Origin of the sequence: Rhodococcus sp. USK10 (genome assembly GCF_019378875.1) — a bacterium.
Classification (GTDB): Bacteria; Actinomycetota; Actinomycetes; order Mycobacteriales; family Mycobacteriaceae; genus Rhodococcus_F; species Rhodococcus_F pseudokoreensis.
In genome coordinates this window covers 3113548-3131012 of the sequence record NZ_CP076048.1, presented here as the reverse complement: position 1 = coordinate 3131012, position 17465 = coordinate 3113548, and the positions used below count along the sequence as shown (strand labels likewise).

19 protein-coding genes are annotated in these 17465 nt (G+C 68.6%); 12 read left to right on the top strand and 7 right to left on the bottom strand.

All coding sequences use genetic code 11. The annotated features are described in order from the left end of the window. Positions 1-14 precede the first annotated feature (14 nt). The 3 genes from paaI to paaZ are packed head-to-tail and all read right to left on the bottom strand — an operon-like array spanning position 15 to position 2798. Positions 15-437, bottom strand: coding sequence for a hydroxyphenylacetyl-CoA thioesterase PaaI (gene paaI, locus I1A62_RS21485; protein WP_219459701.1), 423 nt, complete (start codon positions 435-437; stop codon positions 15-17). A gap of 7 nt (positions 438-444) precedes the next feature. After that, on the bottom strand, positions 445-762 hold the full coding sequence (locus I1A62_RS21480) for an EthD family reductase (RefSeq protein ID WP_124394715.1): 318 nt from the start codon (positions 760-762) through the stop codon (positions 445-447). After that, complete coding sequence (paaZ, locus tag I1A62_RS21475; protein ID WP_219459700.1) at positions 759-2798, bottom strand: phenylacetic acid degradation bifunctional protein PaaZ; 2040 nt, start codon at positions 2796-2798, stop codon at positions 759-761. Before paaZ ends, I1A62_RS21480 begins: the two co-directional genes overlap by 4 nt. A 159-nt stretch (positions 2799-2957) precedes the next feature. On the opposite strand from paaZ, the gene I1A62_RS21470 reads away from it, so the two are divergent. The 11 genes from I1A62_RS21470 to I1A62_RS21420 all read left to right on the top strand — a co-directional run bounded on the left by I1A62_RS21470 (position 2958) and on the right by I1A62_RS21420 (position 12809). Continuing rightward, complete coding sequence (locus tag I1A62_RS21470; protein ID WP_124394713.1) at positions 2958-4178, top strand: thiolase family protein; 1221 nt, start codon at positions 2958-2960, stop codon at positions 4176-4178. Beyond that, on the top strand, positions 4175-4903 hold the full coding sequence (locus I1A62_RS21465; RefSeq protein WP_219459699.1) for an enoyl-CoA hydratase/isomerase family protein: 729 nt from the start codon (positions 4175-4177) through the stop codon (positions 4901-4903). The genes I1A62_RS21470 and I1A62_RS21465 overlap by 4 nt, the downstream gene beginning before the upstream one ends. Beyond that, a complete protein-coding gene (locus I1A62_RS21460) occupies positions 4900-5754 on the top strand; it encodes a 3-hydroxyacyl-CoA dehydrogenase family protein (RefSeq protein WP_219459698.1) in 855 nt (284 codons plus the stop codon). The genes I1A62_RS21465 and I1A62_RS21460 overlap by 4 nt, the downstream gene beginning before the upstream one ends. Positions 5755-5792: 38 nt before the next feature. Next, entirely contained in the window at positions 5793-6584 is a 792-nt protein-coding gene (locus I1A62_RS21455) for an enoyl-CoA hydratase-related protein (protein ID WP_219459697.1), read from the top strand. A gap of 86 nt (positions 6585-6670) precedes the next feature. Beyond that, positions 6671-7624 carry a 1,2-phenylacetyl-CoA epoxidase subunit PaaA gene (paaA, locus tag I1A62_RS21450; protein WP_219459696.1) on the top strand — a complete coding sequence of 318 codons (954 nt, stop codon included), beginning with the start codon at positions 6671-6673 and terminating at the stop codon, positions 7622-7624. Continuing rightward, positions 7621-7926: a 1,2-phenylacetyl-CoA epoxidase subunit PaaB gene (gene paaB / locus I1A62_RS21445; RefSeq protein ID WP_072936989.1), complete on the top strand. Its 306-nt coding sequence runs from the start codon at positions 7621-7623 to the stop codon at positions 7924-7926. Before paaA ends, paaB begins: the two co-directional genes overlap by 4 nt. A 49-nt stretch (positions 7927-7975) precedes the next feature. Next, positions 7976-8893: a 1,2-phenylacetyl-CoA epoxidase subunit PaaC gene (paaC, locus tag I1A62_RS21440; protein ID WP_219459695.1), complete on the top strand. Its 918-nt coding sequence runs from the start codon at positions 7976-7978 to the stop codon at positions 8891-8893. Position 8894: 1 nt separating this feature from the next. Then, complete coding sequence (gene paaD / locus I1A62_RS21435; RefSeq protein WP_087559854.1) at positions 8895-9404, top strand: 1,2-phenylacetyl-CoA epoxidase subunit PaaD; 510 nt, start codon at positions 8895-8897, stop codon at positions 9402-9404. A 2-nt stretch (positions 9405-9406) separates the two neighbouring features. Further along, positions 9407-10504: a 1,2-phenylacetyl-CoA epoxidase subunit PaaE gene (gene paaE, locus I1A62_RS21430; RefSeq protein ID WP_219459694.1), complete on the top strand. Its 1098-nt coding sequence runs from the start codon at positions 9407-9409 to the stop codon at positions 10502-10504. A 32-nt stretch (positions 10505-10536) separates the two neighbouring features. After that, positions 10537-11835: a phenylacetate--CoA ligase PaaK gene (paaK, locus tag I1A62_RS21425; RefSeq protein WP_124394706.1), complete on the top strand. Its 1299-nt coding sequence runs from the start codon at positions 10537-10539 to the stop codon at positions 11833-11835. 11 nt (positions 11836-11846) lie between these two features. Continuing rightward, positions 11847-12809, top strand: a complete 963-nt coding sequence (locus I1A62_RS21420) for a helix-turn-helix domain-containing protein (RefSeq protein WP_124394705.1) — start codon at positions 11847-11849, stop codon at positions 12807-12809. A 96-nt stretch (positions 12810-12905) separates the two neighbouring features. Here the strand turns inward: I1A62_RS21420 and I1A62_RS21415 are convergent, their stop codons facing one another. From I1A62_RS21415 to I1A62_RS21400, 4 genes are read right to left on the bottom strand one after another with little or no spacing between them, the layout of a single operon-like run. Then, positions 12906-14177 (bottom strand): amidase, encoded by a 1272-nt coding sequence (locus I1A62_RS21415; RefSeq protein WP_219459693.1) that lies wholly within the window; start codon positions 14175-14177, stop codon positions 12906-12908. Further along, entirely contained in the window at positions 14174-15724 is a 1551-nt protein-coding gene (locus tag I1A62_RS21410) for a cation acetate symporter (RefSeq protein WP_124394703.1), read from the bottom strand. The genes I1A62_RS21415 and I1A62_RS21410 overlap by 4 nt, the downstream gene beginning before the upstream one ends. A gap of 6 nt (positions 15725-15730) precedes the next feature. Then, entirely contained in the window at positions 15731-16024 is a 294-nt protein-coding gene (locus I1A62_RS21405) for a DUF485 domain-containing protein (protein WP_124394702.1), read from the bottom strand. Between the two features lie 2 nt (positions 16025-16026). Further along, on the bottom strand, positions 16027-16620 hold the full coding sequence (locus tag I1A62_RS21400) for a flavin reductase (protein ID WP_219459692.1): 594 nt from the start codon (positions 16618-16620) through the stop codon (positions 16027-16029). 224 nt (positions 16621-16844) lie between these two features. On the opposite strand from I1A62_RS21400, the gene I1A62_RS21395 reads away from it, so the two are divergent. Further along, complete coding sequence (locus tag I1A62_RS21395) at positions 16845-17465, top strand: response regulator transcription factor (RefSeq protein WP_072936999.1); 621 nt, start codon at positions 16845-16847, stop codon at positions 17463-17465.

Here is a 17465-nt window from a genome sequence, read left to right as displayed (position 1 = left end):
TTAACGTCCGGCGGTTAATAAGTACTCACGGGCCGAAGGCATCGGCTGTCGCCGCGGAACTCGGCGATGACCTCGTCGCCGCGGCGGACGGTGACGTCGTAGAGGCCGTTGCGCCCGTAGCGGGCCCGCTCCACGGCCTCGGCGACGAGGGTGTCGCCGAGGCGGGTGGACGCGAGGAACCGGATGTCGGCGCGGGCGGCGACCGCGGCAGTGTCGTACCCGTTGCACGCCATCGCGAATGCGGTGTCGGCGAGGGTGAACACGAAGCCGCCGTGGGTGATGCCGTGACCGTTGACCATGGTCTCACCCACGACCATCGACGCGACCGCGTGACCGGGGCTGAGCTCGAGGATCTGGATGCCGAGCGCGCGGGACGCGTTGTCTGCCTCGAACATCTCCCGCGCGATACGACATTCCGCGGACGCGTCGACAGTCATGGTTCTCCTACTGGTTGTAGACGGATTCTTCTTCTTGGACGTACATGGTGACGCCACCGGTGGCGAAGTTGCGGACGTCCTTGCCCGCCTGCTTCATCTCCTCGGACTGCAACCCGGACTTCATGGTCTCGGCGTCGGGGAAGATGAGGCTCGCGACGGCGTAGTACGGCGGCTTCCCACCGTCGAGGGCGCTGCACTTGCCCCACGTGAAGTCGGACAGGCCGGGGACCTTGCGTGCCAGCGGCATGTGGGTGTCGCGGTAGTAGGCGTCGAACGCGTCGGGGTCATCGGGCTGGCCGTAACAGACGGCGACCTTGAAGCTCATGCATCTTCTCCTTTGGCGACGAGGGTGAGAACGTCGTACGTTGCGACGGGGTCGCCGTCCTGGTTGACGACGACTGCATCCCAACGGACTTCACCGTAGTCGGCGCTGCTGCGCGGCGTGATGAGCTTCGCGGTCAGGGTGACGGTGAGGCTGTCGTCGGCCTTGACGGGGGTGAGGAACCGGAGGTTGTCGACGCCGAAGTTGGCGAGGACGGGACCGGGGTTGGGCTCGACGAACAGGCCGGCGGCGAGGGAGACCACCAGGTACCCGTGGGCGACGATGCCCCCGAACAGCGGGTTGGCGGCCGCGGCCTCGGGGTCGGTGTGCGCGTAGAACGTGTCGCCGGTGAACTCGGCGAAGTGGTCGATGTCGGCGAGGGTGACCTGACGGGGGCCGCCGACGATGGTGTCGCCGATCCGCAACTGCGCGAGGTTCTTCCGGAACGGGTGGACGCCGTCGTCGTTGCGCTGGGATCCGGTCACCCACTTGTTCCCGACCGCGGTGAGGATGTCGGGGGTGGCCTGGACGGCGGTGCGCTGCATGTGGTGCAGGATGCCGCGGATGCCGCCGAGTTCCTCGCCGCCGCCTGCGCGGCCTGGTCCGCCGTGGACGAGGACCGGCAGGGGTGAGCCGTGGCCGGTGGATTCCTTGGCGTCGTCGCGGTTGAGGACGAGGACGCGGCCGTGGAACGGGGCGAGGCCCAGCACGATGTCGCGGGCGAGTGCGGAATCGCGGGTGACGAGGGACGCGACGAGGCTGCCCTTGCCGCGGGCGGCGAGTGCGATGACCTCGTCGGTGCTGTCGTATCCGATGACGGTGCTGACGGGGCCGAACGCCTCGATGTCGTGGGGTTCGGTGGCGTCCTTGTCGTCGGAGCGCAGCAGGATCGGCGGCAGGAACGCGCCGGTCGCCTTGTCGGCGCCGACGACGTCGAAGTTGTCCGGGTCGCCGACGACGATCTGCGCCGACTTGGTGAGGCCGCGGAGCGACTTCAGCACCTCGTCGCGCTGTTCGAGGCTGGCGAGCGCACCCATGGTGACGCCGTCGGCGTCGGGGGCGCCGACCACAACGCGGGATAGCCGGGCCTGGGCGGCGGCGATGACGTCGTCCATCAGCGCGGACGGCACGAGGGCGCGCCGGATGGCGGTGCACTTCTGGCCGGCCTTCACCGTCATCTCGGTGACGAGTTGCTTGACGTAGAGGTCGAATTCTTCGCTGCCCGGTTCGACGTCGGCGCCGAGGATGGACGCGTTGAGCGAGTCGGCTTCGGCGTTGAAGTGGACGCCCTCACCGACGACGTTCGGGTGCGCCCGCAGGGTGGCGGCGGTGTCGGCGGAGCCGGTGAACGCGACGGAGTCCTGACCGCCGAGGTGGTCGAGGAGCCCGCGGGCACTCCCGGACAGCAGCTGGACCGAGCCTTCGGGCAGCAGCCCGGATTCGATGATGCGACGGAACACCAGTTCGGTGAGGTACGCCGACTGGCTCGCGGGCTTCACGATCGACGGGACGCCGGCGATGAACGCGGGGGCGAGCTTCTCGAGGAAACCCCACACCGGGAAGTTGAACGCGTTGATCTGGACGGCGACGCCGCGGCGGGACGTGTAGACGTGCTGGCCGAGGAACGTGCCCTTCTTGCCCAGCTGTTCGAACGCTCCGTCGAGGTAGACGGTGTCGTTGGGTAGTTCCCGCCTGGCCTTGCTGGCGTAACTGAGGAGGGTGCCGAAGCCGCCGTCGATGTCGACGCCGGAGTCGCGCTTGGTGGCGCCGGTCGAGGTCGACAGAGCGTAGAACTCGTCCTTGCCCGCCATGAGTGTGAGGGCGAGCGCCTTGAGGGCGGCGGCGCGCTCGTGGAAGGTCAGCTTCGCCAGCGCCGGTCCGCCGACCTCGCGGGCGTAGGTCACCATCTCGCCGAGGTCGAGACCGGTCGCGGAGATGCGCGCCACCTCGGAGCCATCGACCGCGCTCAGCAGCGGGGTTCCCTCGTCCGGCGCGGTGTACCAGCGTCCGGCGGCGTAGCTTTCCAGTAACTTGCTCACGACAACTCCATTTCACCGTACGTTCGGTCGGTTAACAGAATCGTCGCTTTCGCCGCTGGTTGTCAAGGGAGCATCGCAAAATTTCGTGCGCCACCTTCCCTTGCGTACCGACCGAAGATTCGGTTATTAATAGACGGCACCCCCGTGAAGGAGAAGACTGTGGCCGAAGTGTTTCTGGTGGACGGAGCCCGTACCCCGCAGGGTCGGTACGGCGGAGCGCTCGCAGGAGTGCGCCCCGACGACCTTGCCGGTCTCGTCGTGGCCGAGGCAGCCCGCCGGGCGGGAATCCCGGGCGAGGCCGTCGACGAGGTGATCCTCGGCGCCGCGAACCAGGCCGGCGAGGACAACCGCGACGTCGCACGCATGGCTGTGCTGCTCGCGGGCCTGCCCGACAGTGTCCCCGGCTACACGGTGAACCGGCTGTGCGCGAGCGGTCTGACCGCCGTCGCGTCGGCCGCGCACACCATCCGCAGCGGCGAGGCCGACATCGTGATCGCCGGCGGCGTCGAGTCGATGACCCGCGCACCCTGGGTGATGGCCAAGCCCGGCACCCCGTGGGCACGACCGGGGGAGGTGGCCGACACCTCGCTCGGCTGGCGCTTCACGAACCCGCGGTTCACCGCCACCGACGCGGATGTTCCGGCCGGGGCCGGACCGGACGTCCGCAAGGTGACGCTGTCGATGGGCGAGACGGCCGAGGAGGTCGCCGCGCTCGAGGGCATCACCCGCGCCGAGAGCGACGCGTTCGCGCTGCGCAGCCAGGAGCGGGCGATCGCCGCCGTCGACGCCGGCCGGTTCGACCGCGAGATCGTCCCGGTGCCGCTGCGCGACGGCGAACTGACCGCCGACGAGACCCCACGACGGGGAACCACGCTGGAGAAGCTGGGCAAGCTGAAACCCGTCTTCCGCGAGGACGGCATCGTCACCGCCGGCTCGTCGTCCTCCCTCTCGGACGGCGCCGCTGCCCTCGTCGTCGCGAGCGAGGCCACCGTCGAGCGGTACGGCCTGACCGTCCGCGGCCGCATCGTCACCAGCGCCAGCGCGGGCATCGCCCCCAACATCATGGGTCTGGGCCCGGTCCCGGCCACCCGCAAGGCGCTGGCCCGCGCCAACTGGTCGATCTCCGACCTCGGCGCCGCCGAACTCAACGAGGCCTTCGCCGCGCAGTCGCTCGGCGTGATCCGGCAGCTGAAGCTCGACGAGAGCATCGTCAACGCCGACGGCGGCGCCATCGCCCTCGGTCACCCGCTGGGCTGCTCGGGTGCGCGGATCCTGCTGACGCTGCTCGGCCGGATGGAACGCGAAGGCGCCCGCCGCGGGCTGGCCACGCTGTGCGTGGGCGTCGGCCAGGGTGTCGCGATGCTGATCGAGGCGCCGTGAACACGCTGAAGGTCGAGGACCGTGACGACCGCATGGTGGTCACGCTGCACCGGCCCGCGCAGCGCAACGCGATCAACGCGGAGATGATCGCCGAACTGCACCAGGTGTGCGCGGTGTTGGAGGCGACGCCCAAGCCGATGCTGCTGACCGGCGAGGGCGACCACTTCGCGGGCGGCGCCGACATCGCCGAACTGCGTGAGCGTGGCCGCGACGAGGCGTTCGCCGGCATCAACCGCACGCTGTTCGACCGCATCGCGAAGCTGCCGATGCCCACCGTCGCCGCGGTCAGCGGATACGCGCTCGGCGGCGGCGCCGAACTGTCCTATGCCTGCGACCTGCGGATCGCCACCGAGACCGCGGTGTTCGGGAACCCCGAACCCGGCCTGGGCATCATGGCCGCGGCGGGCGCGAGCTACCGGCTGCCGGAACTGGTCGGCACGTCCGTCGCCAAGCAGGTGCTGCTCGGCGGCCGGAACCTGGACGCCGATGCGGCGCTGCGGCACGGACTCGTGATGGACGTCGTCGCACCCGGCGAGCACATCGATGCAGCGCACAAGGTCATCGACCGCATCACCCGCTCGGCGCCGCTGGCCCTGAAGCTCACCAAGATCATCGTCGACGCACCGGGCTCGCACCCGTTCGCCGACGACATCGCCCAGGCGGTGCTGTTCGAGAGCCGCGACAAACACGACCGCATGACCGCCTTCCTGGAGAAGAAGAAATGACGAACACAGCACCGAAGAACGTCGGCGTCGTCGGCGGCGGCCGGATGGGCGCGGGCATCGCGCAGGTCTTCGCCACCGCCGGCTCCACCGTCACCATCGCCGAGAGCGGCGACCGGCAGGCGGCCCTGCAGCGGGTGTCCGACGGACTCGACCGGGCGCACGAACGCGGCAAGCTCGGTGACGCCGACCCCGCGACCATCCTCGGACGCGTGTCGACGGTAGAGGCGCCCGATGCACTCCCGCCCGCCCTCGATCTGGTGGTCGAGGCGGTGCCGGAACTGGTCGACCTCAAGCTCGGCGTCCTGGCGCTGGTCGAGAAGACCGTGTCGCCCGCCACGGTGATCGCGACCAACACCAGTTCGATCTCCATCGCCGAACTCGGTGCCGCGCTGAACGATCCGGCCCGCCTCATCGGGATGCACTTCTTCAACCCCGTCCCGGCGTCGACGCTCGTGGAGATCGTGCGGGCCCCCGCCACCGACGCCGGGGTGGTCGAGAAGGTCCGCGAGTGGGTGTCCCTGCTCGGCAAGACCGAGGTGCTCGTCAACGACTCCCCGGGCTTCGCCACCAGCCGGCTCGGGGTGTGCCTCGGACTCGAGGCCATCCGCATGCTCGAGGAGGGCGTCGCCGACGCCGAGTCCATCGACCGGGCCATGGAACTGGGATACCGGCACCCGATGGGGCCGCTGCGGTCCACCGACCTCGTCGGCCTGGACGTCCGGCTCGCGATCGCCGAGCACCTCGCGAAGACCCTCGGCGAGCGGTTCGCGCCGCCCGCCCTGCTCCGCGAGAAGGTCGCCCGCGGCGAACTCGGCCGCAAGACCGGCCAAGGCTTCTACACCTGGTCCTGAGAGGCCACCCCACCACAACCAGCAGGAGGCGCATTCTCATGAGCAGTAACGACGTGATCGGACTTTCCCTTGACGCGGGACTGGCCACCATCACCCTGAGCCGGGCGGGCGCGTCCAACGCGCTGGACCGCGCGGTGAAGGAACAGTTGCTCGCCGCGGTCGAGAAGGTGGCCGGCGACGACAGCGTGCGTGCCCTGCTGCTGGCGGCGGAGGGGAAGAACTTCTGCGTCGGCCAGGACCTGGCCGAGCACGTGGCCGGTCTCGAGGCCGACCCTGCCCACGCGATGGACACCGTCGCCGAGCACTACAACCCGCTGCTCCGGGCCCTGGCCGGGGTCCGGGTGCCGGTGATCGTCGCGATCAACGGGGCGTGCGTCGGGGCGGGTCTCGGCATCGCCCTGGCCGGGGACATCCGGATCGCGGGGGAGGGCGCCAAGTTCGCCACCGCGTTCACCGGGATCGCCCTGGCCGGGGACTCCGGGCTCAGTCACACGCTCGTGGAGGCGCTCGGGGCGAGCCGCGCGACGGGGCTGATGATGCTCGGCGACCGGTTCACGGCCGCGCAGGCGCTGGACTGGGGGCTGGTGCACCGGGTGGTGCCCGACGCCGAACTCGGGGACGCGGCCGCCGCGCTGGCGCGGCAGCTCGCCGACGGTCCTACGGCCGCGTATGCGCAGGTCAAGTCGCTGGTCTCGGCGGCGTCTGCCGGGCTGTCGGAGGCGCTCGAGCGGGAGCGCGAGGCCGCGGAGGCGCTCGGGCAGTCGAAGGATCACCGCAGTGCGGTCGACGCGTTCCTGGCGAAAACCGCGCCCACCTTCGAAGGACACTGACGTAATTCGGCTCCCGCCCTTGTGTGGGCGGGGGCTGACATGCATACTTGATACCAACCGATCATTCGGTAATAGAGGTAGGACATATGACCACGTCACACGCTTCCGGTGAGCTGCAAACGCTCTTCGATGACACCATCGCCGCCGACCAGAGGGTCGAGCCCCGGGACTGGATGCCCGACGGCTACCGCAAGACGCTGATCCGGCAGATCGCGCAGCACGCGCACTCGGAGATCATCGGCATGCAGCCGGAGGGCAACTGGCTCACCCGGGCGCCGTCGCTGCGTCGCAAGGCGATCCTCATGGCGAAGGTCCAGGACGAGGCCGGGCACGGCCTGTACCTGTACTCGGCCGCGGAGACGCTCGGAGCCGACCGCGCCGACCTCACCGAGAAGCTGATCGAGGGCAAGCAGAAGTACTCCTCGATCTTCAACTACCCGACGCTCACCTACGCCGACGTGGGAGTCATCGGCTGGCTGGTCGACGGCGCCGCGATCTGCAACCAGGTGCCGTTGTGCCGCAGCTCCTTCGGGCCGTACGCCCGCGCGATGATCCGGGTCTGCAAGGAGGAGTCGTTCCACCAGCGGCAGGGCTTCGAACTGCTGATGACGATGATGCGCGGCAGCGACGCCCAGCGGGAGATGGTGCAGGAGTCGGTGAACCGCTGGTGGTGGCCGGCGCTGATGATGTTCGGACCGCCGGACGACCAGTCGCCGAACTCCGAGCAGTCCATGAAGTGGCGCATCAAGCGGCACACCAACGACGAACTCCGTCAGCGGTTCGTCGACATGTCCATCCCGCAGGCCGAGGTCCTCGGCGTGACGTTCCCGGACCCGGACCTGAAGTGGAACGCCGAGCGCGGCGCCCACGACTTCGGCGAACCGGACTGGAGCGAGTTCATGCAGGTGATCAAGGGCAACGGCGCCTCGAGCGTCGAGCGCGTCGCCAACCGGCGGGCAGCACACGAGAACGGGGCGTGGGTGCGGGAGGCCGCAACGGCCTTCGCCCGCCGCGAGAGCAACAAGGAGAACGCACGATGAGCACGGACGACACCGCGGTGCGCGCGGACTGGCCCCTGTACGAGGTGTTCCTGCGGGGCAAGCGCGGACTCAACCACGTCCACGTCGGATCCCTGCACGCCGCCGACGACGAGATGGCCGTCCGCCACGCGCGGGACGTGTACACCCGGCGCAACGAGGGTGTGAGCATCTGGGTGGTGCGGTCCAGTTCGATCGTGGCGTCCAGCCCGTCGGAGAAGGACCCGTACTTCGCGCCCAGCGGCGACAAGGTGTACCGGCACCCCACGTTCTACGAGATCCCCGACAACGTTCCCCACATGTGATCCGGCCCAGACCGTTTCGCAGGCCGACGAGAATTCCGAGGATGTACCGATGACCGACCACGACAACGCCTACGACGGCCTCGTCGACGAAGACAGCCACGGCCAGTGGGCTTTCGGCACCAGCTTCGACGACCCCCTGGCCGGCGTCGACACCACGGTTCCGGGTGACGTCGACCTCGCCGCCCTGGCCGGATACTGCCTGATGCTCGGCGACGATGCGCTGATCAGCTCGCAGCGGCTCGCCGAGTGGAGCACGCGCGCACCGGAACTCGAGGAGGAGGTCGCGCTCGCGAACGTCGGCCTCGACCTGCTCGGTCAGGCGCGACTGCTGCTCGCCCGGGCGGCCGCCGCGGATGCGTCGGTCGTGCCGTTCATTTCGGACACGAGCCCGATTCCCGCCGAGGACGCGCTCGCGTTCTTCCGCGACGAGAACCGGTTCCGCAACACCCGGCTGGCCGAACTCGACAACGGCGACTTCGCGCAGACCGTCACGCGACTGCTGGTCTTCGCCACGTGGCGGCTGGCCCTGTTCGACCGCCTGCGCACCTCCCGCGACCCCGTTCTCGCGGCGGTCGCGGTGAAGGGTGTCAAGGAACTCACCTACCACCGCGACTACGCCGCCCGGTGGGTGGTGACGCTCGGTTGCGGTACGGCGGAGTCGAAGTCGCGCATGGAGGACGCCCTCGCCCGGGTGTGGCCGTACGTCGAGGAACTCTTCACCCCGACCACCGAGGAACTCGCCCTCGCCGCGGTGGGTGTCGGCGTCGAGCCGCGGGACCTCCGTGAGGAGTTCGACACCGTGCTCGCCCAGGTGCTGAAGGCCGCGGAACTCACCGCCCCCGAGGGCCGGACCGTCGGCACCGTCGGCGGCCGGGCCGGACGTCAGGGCCTGCACACCGAGGCCCTCGGACTGCTGCTTGCCGAGATGCAGAGCGTGGCCCGGGCCCATCCGGAAGGAGTGTGGTGACATGACCACCGCAGTGCGCAGCGACGCCCGCCGCCTCGCCGAGTCCGTCCTGGACCCGGAGATGCCGATGCTCACGCTCGCCGATCTGGGCGTGCTCCGCGACGTCGAGGAGCACGCCGACGGATCGGTGGTTGTCACCATCACCCCCACCTACTCCGGGTGCCCCGCCATGGCCACGATGCGCGACGACATCGAGCACACCCTGCAGGACGCCGGTTTCGGCAGCGTCGAGGTCCGGACCGTCCTCACCCCGCCGTGGAGCACCGACTGGATCAGCGACGACGGCCGGCGCAAGCTGCGCGAGAACGGCTACTCGACGCCGGGGCCCGCGCCCCTGCGCACGTCCGGTCCCGTTCCGCTGACCCTCACCGTCAAGCCGCGGGCCGTGACGTGCCCGGTGTGCCACTCCGCCAACACCCGTCTCGACTCGGAATTCGGGGCGACGCTGTGCAAGGCGCTGTACCGGTGCCTCGACTGCCTCGAACCCTTCGATCACGTGAAGGAAATCTGATCATGACCACAGCGGTGTCCCCGAAGCCCGGCGCGGCGTTGCGCAACAGGGCGTTCCACACGCTCACCGTCGCCGACGTCGAATCCCTCTGCGACGACGCGGTCGCGGTCACGTTCGACGTTCCCGCCGACCTCGCCGACGAGTTCGCGTTCGGCCCCGGCCAGTCGCTCACGCTGCGGCGCACGATCGACGGTGTCGAGCACCGCCGCTCCTACTCCATCTGCGCGCCTGCCGGTTCCGCGCCGCGGGTCGGTGTGCGCGAGGTGTCCGACGGCCTGTTCTCGACGTGGCTCGTCCGCGACGTCCGGCCCGGCGACCGGATCGAGGTGCAGGGCCCGAGCGGAACGTTCGTCGCCGACCCCGAAGCCGGCGGCCGCCACGTGCTGATCGCCGCCGGATCCGGCATCACCCCGATGCTGTCGATCGCCGCGTCGATGCTCGCCAACCCCGAGGCCGAAGTCGTTCTCCTGTATGGAAACCGGCGCACCCGCTCGGTGATGTTCGCCGAGGAGATCGCCGACCTCAAGGACATGTACGGGTCGCGCTTCGACGTGGTGCACGTCCTGTCCCGCGAGCCCCGCGAGGTGGAACTCTTCACCGGGCGCCTCGACGCCGACCGGTTGCGCGCCCTGTTCACGTCCATCGTGCCGCTCGCCGACATCGACCACTTCTGGCTCTGCGGCCCGTTCGGGATGGTCACCGACGCCGAGACGGTTCTCGGGGAACTGCAGATCGACAAGAGCCGGGTGCACCACGAACTGTTCTTCGTCGACGACGTTCCGCCGCCGATGGAGAAGCACCGCGAACCCGGTGTCACCGGGCCGAGCAGTGAGGTGACCCTCGTCCTGGACGGCCGCTCGACCACCGCGACGTTGCCGCGAGACGAGTCGATCCTCGACGCCGCCGAGAACTACCGCTCGGACCTTCCGTTCGCCTGCAAGGGCGGCGTCTGCGGAACGTGCCGCGCGAAGATCACGTGCGGTGACGTGGACATGCGCCGCAACTATGCGCTCGAGGACTACGAGGTCGACTCCGGCTTCGTGCTGACGTGCCAGACCTTCCCGGTCAGCGACAACGTGACCGTCGATTTCGACGCCTGACCTTTCCCAGCCCGCCCACCCCGGAGACTAGAATGACCAGTATCGCCACCCCCTCGCAGGACATCGAGTTCGCCACGCGCGACCGGATCTCGACGCTGCAACTCGAACGTCTGCAGTGGTCACTTCTCCACGCGTACACCAACGTTCCGCATTACCGGAAGGCGTTCGACGACGCCGGTGTGCACCCGAGCGACCTGAAGGACCTGTCCGATCTGGCGAAGTTCCCGTTCACCGCGAAGGCGGACCTGCGGGCCAACTACCCGTTCGGGATGTTCGCGGTACCGCAGGAGAAGGTCTCCCGCATCCACGCCTCCTCCGGCACCACGGGCAGGCCGACGGTGGTCGGGTACACCGCGAACGACATCAGCAACTGGGCCGACCTGATCGCCCGGAGCCTGCGGGCCGGTGGCGTGAAGCCGTCCGACAAGGTGCACGTCGCGTACGGGTACGGCCTGTTCACCGGCGGCCTCGGCGCGCACTACGGCGCCGAACGGCTGGGCTGCACGGTGATCCCGATGTCCGGGGGCATGACCGACCGGCAGATCCAGCTGATCGAGGACTTCGAACCGGACGCGATCATGGTGACGCCGTCGTACATGCTCACGATCGTCGACGCGATGATCAAGAAGGGCATCGACCCGTCGAAGACGTCGCTGCGGACCGGGGTGTTCGGGGCGGAGCCGTGGACCGAGGAGATGCGCACCGAACTCGAGAAGCAGTTGAACATGGACGCCGTCGACATCTACGGACTGTCCGAGGTGATGGGCCCGGGTGTCGCGATGGAATGCGTCGACACCAAGGACGGCCTGCACATCTGGGAAGACCACTTCTACCCGGAGATCATCGACCCGGTCACCGGAGAGGTGCTGCCCGACGGCGAGGAGGGCGAACTCGTCTTCACCTCGCTCACCAAGGAGGCCATGCCGATCATCCGCTACCGCACCCGCGACCTCACCCGCCTGCTGCCGGGCACGGCACGGTCGGTGCGGCGGATGCAGAAGGTCACCGGGCGCACCGACGACATGATCATCCTGCGCGGGGTGAATCTGTTCCCCACCCAGATCGAGGAGCTGATCCTCACCGTCTCCGCGCTGGCCCCGCAGTTCCAGTGCATCCTCGATCGCCCCGGTAGGATGGACGAACTGACCGTACGAGTCGAAGCCCGCCCCGACGCGTCCGCCACCGATCATCCCCGTTCCGCCGCCGAACTCCAGAAGCTGGTCAAGAACCGCATCGGAGTGAGCGTGAAGGTGGACGTGGTGGCGTCCGGCGCACTGGAGCGGTCGCTCGGCAAGGCACGGCGACTGATCGACAACCGCTCCGCTCTGTGAGGTGATCGAAGGTGCGTCTCGGTGGTGAACACGCGCGTGACGACGACGGGCAGTTCGAGCACTGGCGGCAGGCCGTCTCCACGGCGTTCGTCCCCCTCGCCGTGGTGTCCACCGCCGAGGACGGCGACGCCAGGTTCACCGGGACCCTGCGCACCACCGCGCTCGGCGGGCTGCAGCTCAGCGAGGTCGGGGGACGGGCGGTGGACGTCCGGCGGACCCGTACGTCCATCAAGCGGTCCGACCCCGGCCTGGTGAAGGTGGGCCTGCAACTGTCGGGCCGCGGCGTCATCGTCCAAGACGACCGTGAGGCCGTGCTCGGGCCCGGCGATTTCGCCGTCTACGACACCAGCAAGCCGTACGACCTGCACTTCGCCGGCGACTTCAGCATGTTCGTGCTGATGTTTCCCCGCGAAATGCTGCGCATCGCCTCGCGGGAACTGGGCACCGTGTCGGCGCGCCGCATCCGCGGCAGCAGCGGGATGGGCGCGCTCGTCTCGCCGTTCCTGACGAACCTCCACCACTCCGTCGTGACCGGCACGATGCCGACGACCCCGCTCGTCGAGGACGCGGTCGTCGACCTGCTCAGTGCCGCGGTGCAGTCGGAGGCACCCGCTGACGCCGCCGCTCCCGGCGCGACACTGCTGCTCCGTGTGAAGTCGTTCATCGACGCGCACCTGCACGACCCCGCACTCGACACCGCCACCGTGGCGTCCCACCACCACGTGTCGACGCGGCACCTGCAGAAGATGTTCGAGGCCGACGGGCACACGGTGGCCGGGTGGATCCGTCACCGCCGGCTCGAGAAGTGCCGCCGCGATCTCAAGGACGCCCGCTTCCGCGACGAGAGCATCGGAACCATCTGTGCCCGGTACGGTCTCGTCAACTCTTCGCACTTCTCGCGGCTGTTCAAGGACACGTACGGCGTGTCGCCGCGAGCCTTCCGCGAACAGGAACTCCTGCCGATCAGCGTGTGAGGTCGGCGCCGGCTCCCCCCACGTGAGTGGGAAAGCGTGCCGGAACACACTTTCCCACTCACGTGCGGAGGGCGACTCGCTCGCCCGTGAGCGGTGTCAGAGCATGGATTCCAGCCACGCTGCCGTCGCGAACAGGCGCTGCTCGGCGCCGGGGCGCCCGATCAGCTGCAATCCGAGGGGCAGGCCCGCGCTGTCACGCTTGCCGGGGATGGTGACCACGGGCAGGCCCATCGCCTGCCACGGTCGGCTCAGCACCGGCGTCCCCGTCGCGTCGTGGCCGCGGGGAGCGGCGCCGAGCGCCGCGGGTCCCAGGATGGCCTCGTCCTCGTCCAGCGCCGCGAGCAGCAACCGCCGGGTCTCGGCGATTCCGGCCAGGGCGGCACGGTACTGCGCCTCGGTGGTCTGGGCACCCGCCGCGAACAACTCGGCGAGGGGTGCACTGATCTTCCCGGGCTGCGTCGCCTCGGCGGCGCGTTCCCGGGCGGCGTCGTACGCCATCACCGTGTGGTGGTGTTCCGTCAGCGCCACGACGGCCGCGGCGGTATCCATCTCACGGCATCGAACACCCGCGGACTGCGCGGTACCCGCGGTGGTCCTGAGCGCCGCGGTCATGTCCGGGGACACCTCGCCGAGTTCGAACCCACTCCACAGGCGGAGCCGGCGCGGCGCGGAAGGCTCGAGTACGGGCGCCCGGGTGCCGTCGCGCAGCGCCGTCCACGCGAAGTGCAGATCGGACACCGTGCGTGCCAGCAGCCCCACCGTGTCGAGACGGGGACTCAATCCGGTGATGCCCGCGGTCGGGAATTCGCCGTGGGCGGTGACGAAACCCGCGACTCCGCAGAACGACGCCGGCCGGGTCAGCGATCCCGCGGTCTGCGTGCCGAACGCCAGCGGCACCATGCCGGCGGCCACCGCTGCCGCCGAGCCGCTCGACGACCCGCCGGGCGTGTGGTCCACGGCGCGCGGATTGCGGGTGGGCCCGGGCTTGAAGTACCCGAACTCGGTGGTCACGGTCTTGCCGACCGGGAGCGCACCGAGTGCACGCACACGCGCCACACAGTCGGCGTCCGTCGATGCCGGTTCCGCGCTCCGCAGCTCACTGCCGCAGCGCGTCGGCATGCCGGCGACGTCGATCAGATCCTTGACGCCGACGGGAACACCCCACAGCACGCCGCCGGGATCGCTAATTTGGATCCGGGCGGCCGCAGACCGCACCGCGTCGGGATCGAGGTGGGCCCAGGCGTGGATCGCCGGGTCCAGGTCCGCGATCTGCGCGAGTGCCGCGTCCGCCACGTCGATCGGCGTCGTCGAACCCGCCGACAGCTGTTCGACCAGGTCCCGAAGTGGTGACCGTAGTTCCGTCTTCATTGCATCGCCGCCATCGTGTCGTCGTTCTTCGTCTCGGTCTGTCCGGTGAGCGCCCGGGTGCGCATCACCGAGAAGAGGCGGTCGGCCCGTGCCTTGGTCTCCCCGGACGGCGCCGACAGCAGCGCGACGACGACGGACACCGCCAGCGAGAGGGGCGCCACGGCGAGTGCCGGGTTCGAGAATCCGAGGATGGAGTCCGGCCCCTGGACGACCGGGCTGAGCAGGATGACGGTGATCGACAGCACCAGCCCGACGACGATGCCGGAGATGACGGCACGCGCCGTCATGCGCTTCCAGTACATGGTCAGCAGCAGCGCAGGCAGGTTCGCGCATGCGGCGATGGACATTCCCAGCGACGCGAGGAACGCGACGTTCTGCTTCTGCGCCGCGAACGCGATGGCGACGCCGATGACGCAGGTCGCCACGGTCGCCACCCGGGCCGCGCGGTGCTGGGCCTTCGCCGACACCGATCCGTTGCGGATCACCTGCCCGTACAGATCGTGTGCGATCGCACCCGACGTCGCGATCACCAGGCCGGACAGAGCGGCCAGAATAGTCACGAACGCCACGGCCGCGACGAACGCCAGCAGCACTCCGCCGCCGACGGTTTCGGCGAGTTGGGCGACCGCGAGGTTGCCGCCGCGGTTCTCGGACTTGATCACCTCGACCCCGACCAGCTTGGCGGCGCCGTAGCCAAGCACGGGAACGAGGAGGTAGAACGCGAAGAAGATCCAGATCGCCGTGTAGGCAGACGTTCTCGCCTGCTTCGCGTCCGGGACGGTGAGGAATCGGATCATGACGTGCGGCAGGCCGAGCACGCCGAGAACGAGCCCGACAGTCTGCGACAACTGGTCGAACGACGCCGTGCCCGACGTGCGCTGCGGTGCGACGAACGACTGACCGAATTCGGCGAGCGCGGTGCTGAACGGGCCGAAAGGGTTGAAATCGAAGCGCACCAGCACGAGAACGAACAGCACGACGGCGCACACCATGAGCAGACCGGTCTTGATGATCTGGATCCAGCTGGTGGCGAGCATCCCACCGACGAGCGTGTATGCGGTGGTGAGTGTTCCGATGATCAGCACGGCCACCGCGTAGTCGAGGTCGAACAGCAGCGACACGAGCAGTGCGGCGCCGACCAACTGCGACACGAGGTAGACCACGCTGATCACCACCGTGCTGAGCGCCATCATCGAGCGCACGTCCTTGCCGGGGAAGCGGGTGGCGAGGACATCCGCCAGCGTGAAGCGGCCGAGGTTGCGCAGCGGTTCGGCGATCAGCAGCATCGCGAGTACGAACGCGACCGGCACGAAGACCGCGAGGTAGAACCCGTTGAAACCGGTCAGGGCGATCGCGCCGGTGACGCCGAGAAACGAGGCGGCAGAGATGAAGTCGCCGGCGATTGCGACACCGTTCTGCCGGCCGGTGAGGCTGCCGCCCGCGACGTAGTGATCGGCGGCCGACTTGTTCCGTTTGGACGCCCACGCGGTGATCATCAGGGTGACGGCGACGAGCGCCGCGAAGAGTGACGCAGAGACGAGGTTCACGGCGCGTTATCCTTTCGCCAGGGACGCGGTTCGGGCGTCGAGTTCGGCGGCACGCGCCATGTAGTACCGGGCCACGACGATGGCGACGGCGAATTGCGCGACGGCGTAGATCCACGCCACGGTGACACCGCTGAACACGACGCCGTCCAGCAGCGAGGTGAACCCGCCGAGAATCGGCAGTGGCAGGAACAGGGCGAGGACCAGGGCGCTGAGACGGAACGTCAGGGCGGCGCGGGTATCTGCGAGCTCCTGCAGGTCGAGGTCCTGGGGGAGGTCTTCGGGTGGTGACGAGGTGTCCATGTCTATCTACCTCCGGCTGCGGCGGGAACGAGGGCGGGTGTCACGGTGATCGGATCGGACCATTCGTCGTAGAACAGCCAGTCGGGGGACTCGACCGGGACCGACAAACGGTGGAACTTGCGCTGGAAGTAGACGAGGCTGTCGCCCTGTTCGCGCGTCCGGACGCGGTCGAGTTCGATGAACATCACCGAATGCGATCCCATTGTCTTGATGTCGGCGATCCGGCCCGCGAGCACCACGTGGGCGGCGCGCAGGATCGGGACACCGTCACCGGTGTCCTCTTCCCAGATGTCCCACTGGAAGCGTTCCGCCATCGCTACTTTCGTCGCGCCCGCGAAATGCATGGCCAATTCTTCGTCGTCGCCGGAGAGCACGTTGATGCCCACCCGGCCGTTCTCCCGGAACACGTTGTGCATCGCGCTGTTCTGGTTCACGCACACGAGCGCCGTGGGCGGGGAGTCGGTGACCGAGCAGACGGCGGTGACGGTCATTCCGCAGCGCCCGGCGGGGCCGTCGGTGGTCACGACGTTGACCGCGGCGGGTAGATTCGCCATGGCGGTGCGGAAGTTCAATTGCATGGGAGTGAGTTCGGGCATTTCAGCCTCCGTGAGTCGGAACGGGAAGTCGTGTCACCACGTGGCGCCGGCGATCCTGAAGAAAAGGATATGACGCGCTCGTGCGCTGGAACATTGGCGGCGACGCTACTTTCTCGCAGTAAGTCGCGTACCCGGGTAGGGGATTTCTTCAGTTGGCTGTCGCTTCCGTTACGGTCGGTGTTGACTGGACGGAGAAGCAAGCGATCTGTGCGAGGCAGGATTCGATGGAGCAGCAAGAGACACGGGTTTACATCGTCGACGACGATCAGGAGTTGTGCGCATCGCTTGCGTGGCTACTCGATTCGGTCAACATCACGTCCGAGTACTACTTCTCGGTGCAGTCGTTCCTCGAGGAGTACCGCCGCGACATCCCGGCCTGCCTCGTCCTGGACGTCCGGATGCCGGAAGTCGGGGGATTCCAGCTCCAGGAGACACTCCTCGCCGACGAATCCCCGATTCCGATCATCTTCGTGTCGGCGCACGGTGACATCAAGATGTCGGTGCGGGCACTGCAGCGGGGCGCGCTGACGTTCATCGAGAAGCCCTACGATCCGCAGCACATGCTCGACGTGATCCAGGATGCGCTCCGGGTCGCGCGGCAACGATTCGGCGAGCGTCGCAACCGAACGGAATTGCAGGGTCGGATCGACGCGCTGACGGTGCGGGAACGGGAAATTCTCGCACTCGTGCTCGACGGGCTGCCGAGCAAGAACATTGCGAAAGAGCTGGGTATCAGCGTGAAGACGGTCGACGTGCATCGAACGCGCATCAAGGAGAAGACCGGAGCAGAAAGCATTGCGGTTCTCGTGCGCGACATTCTGCAGGCCGGACTTTCCGTGACCTGA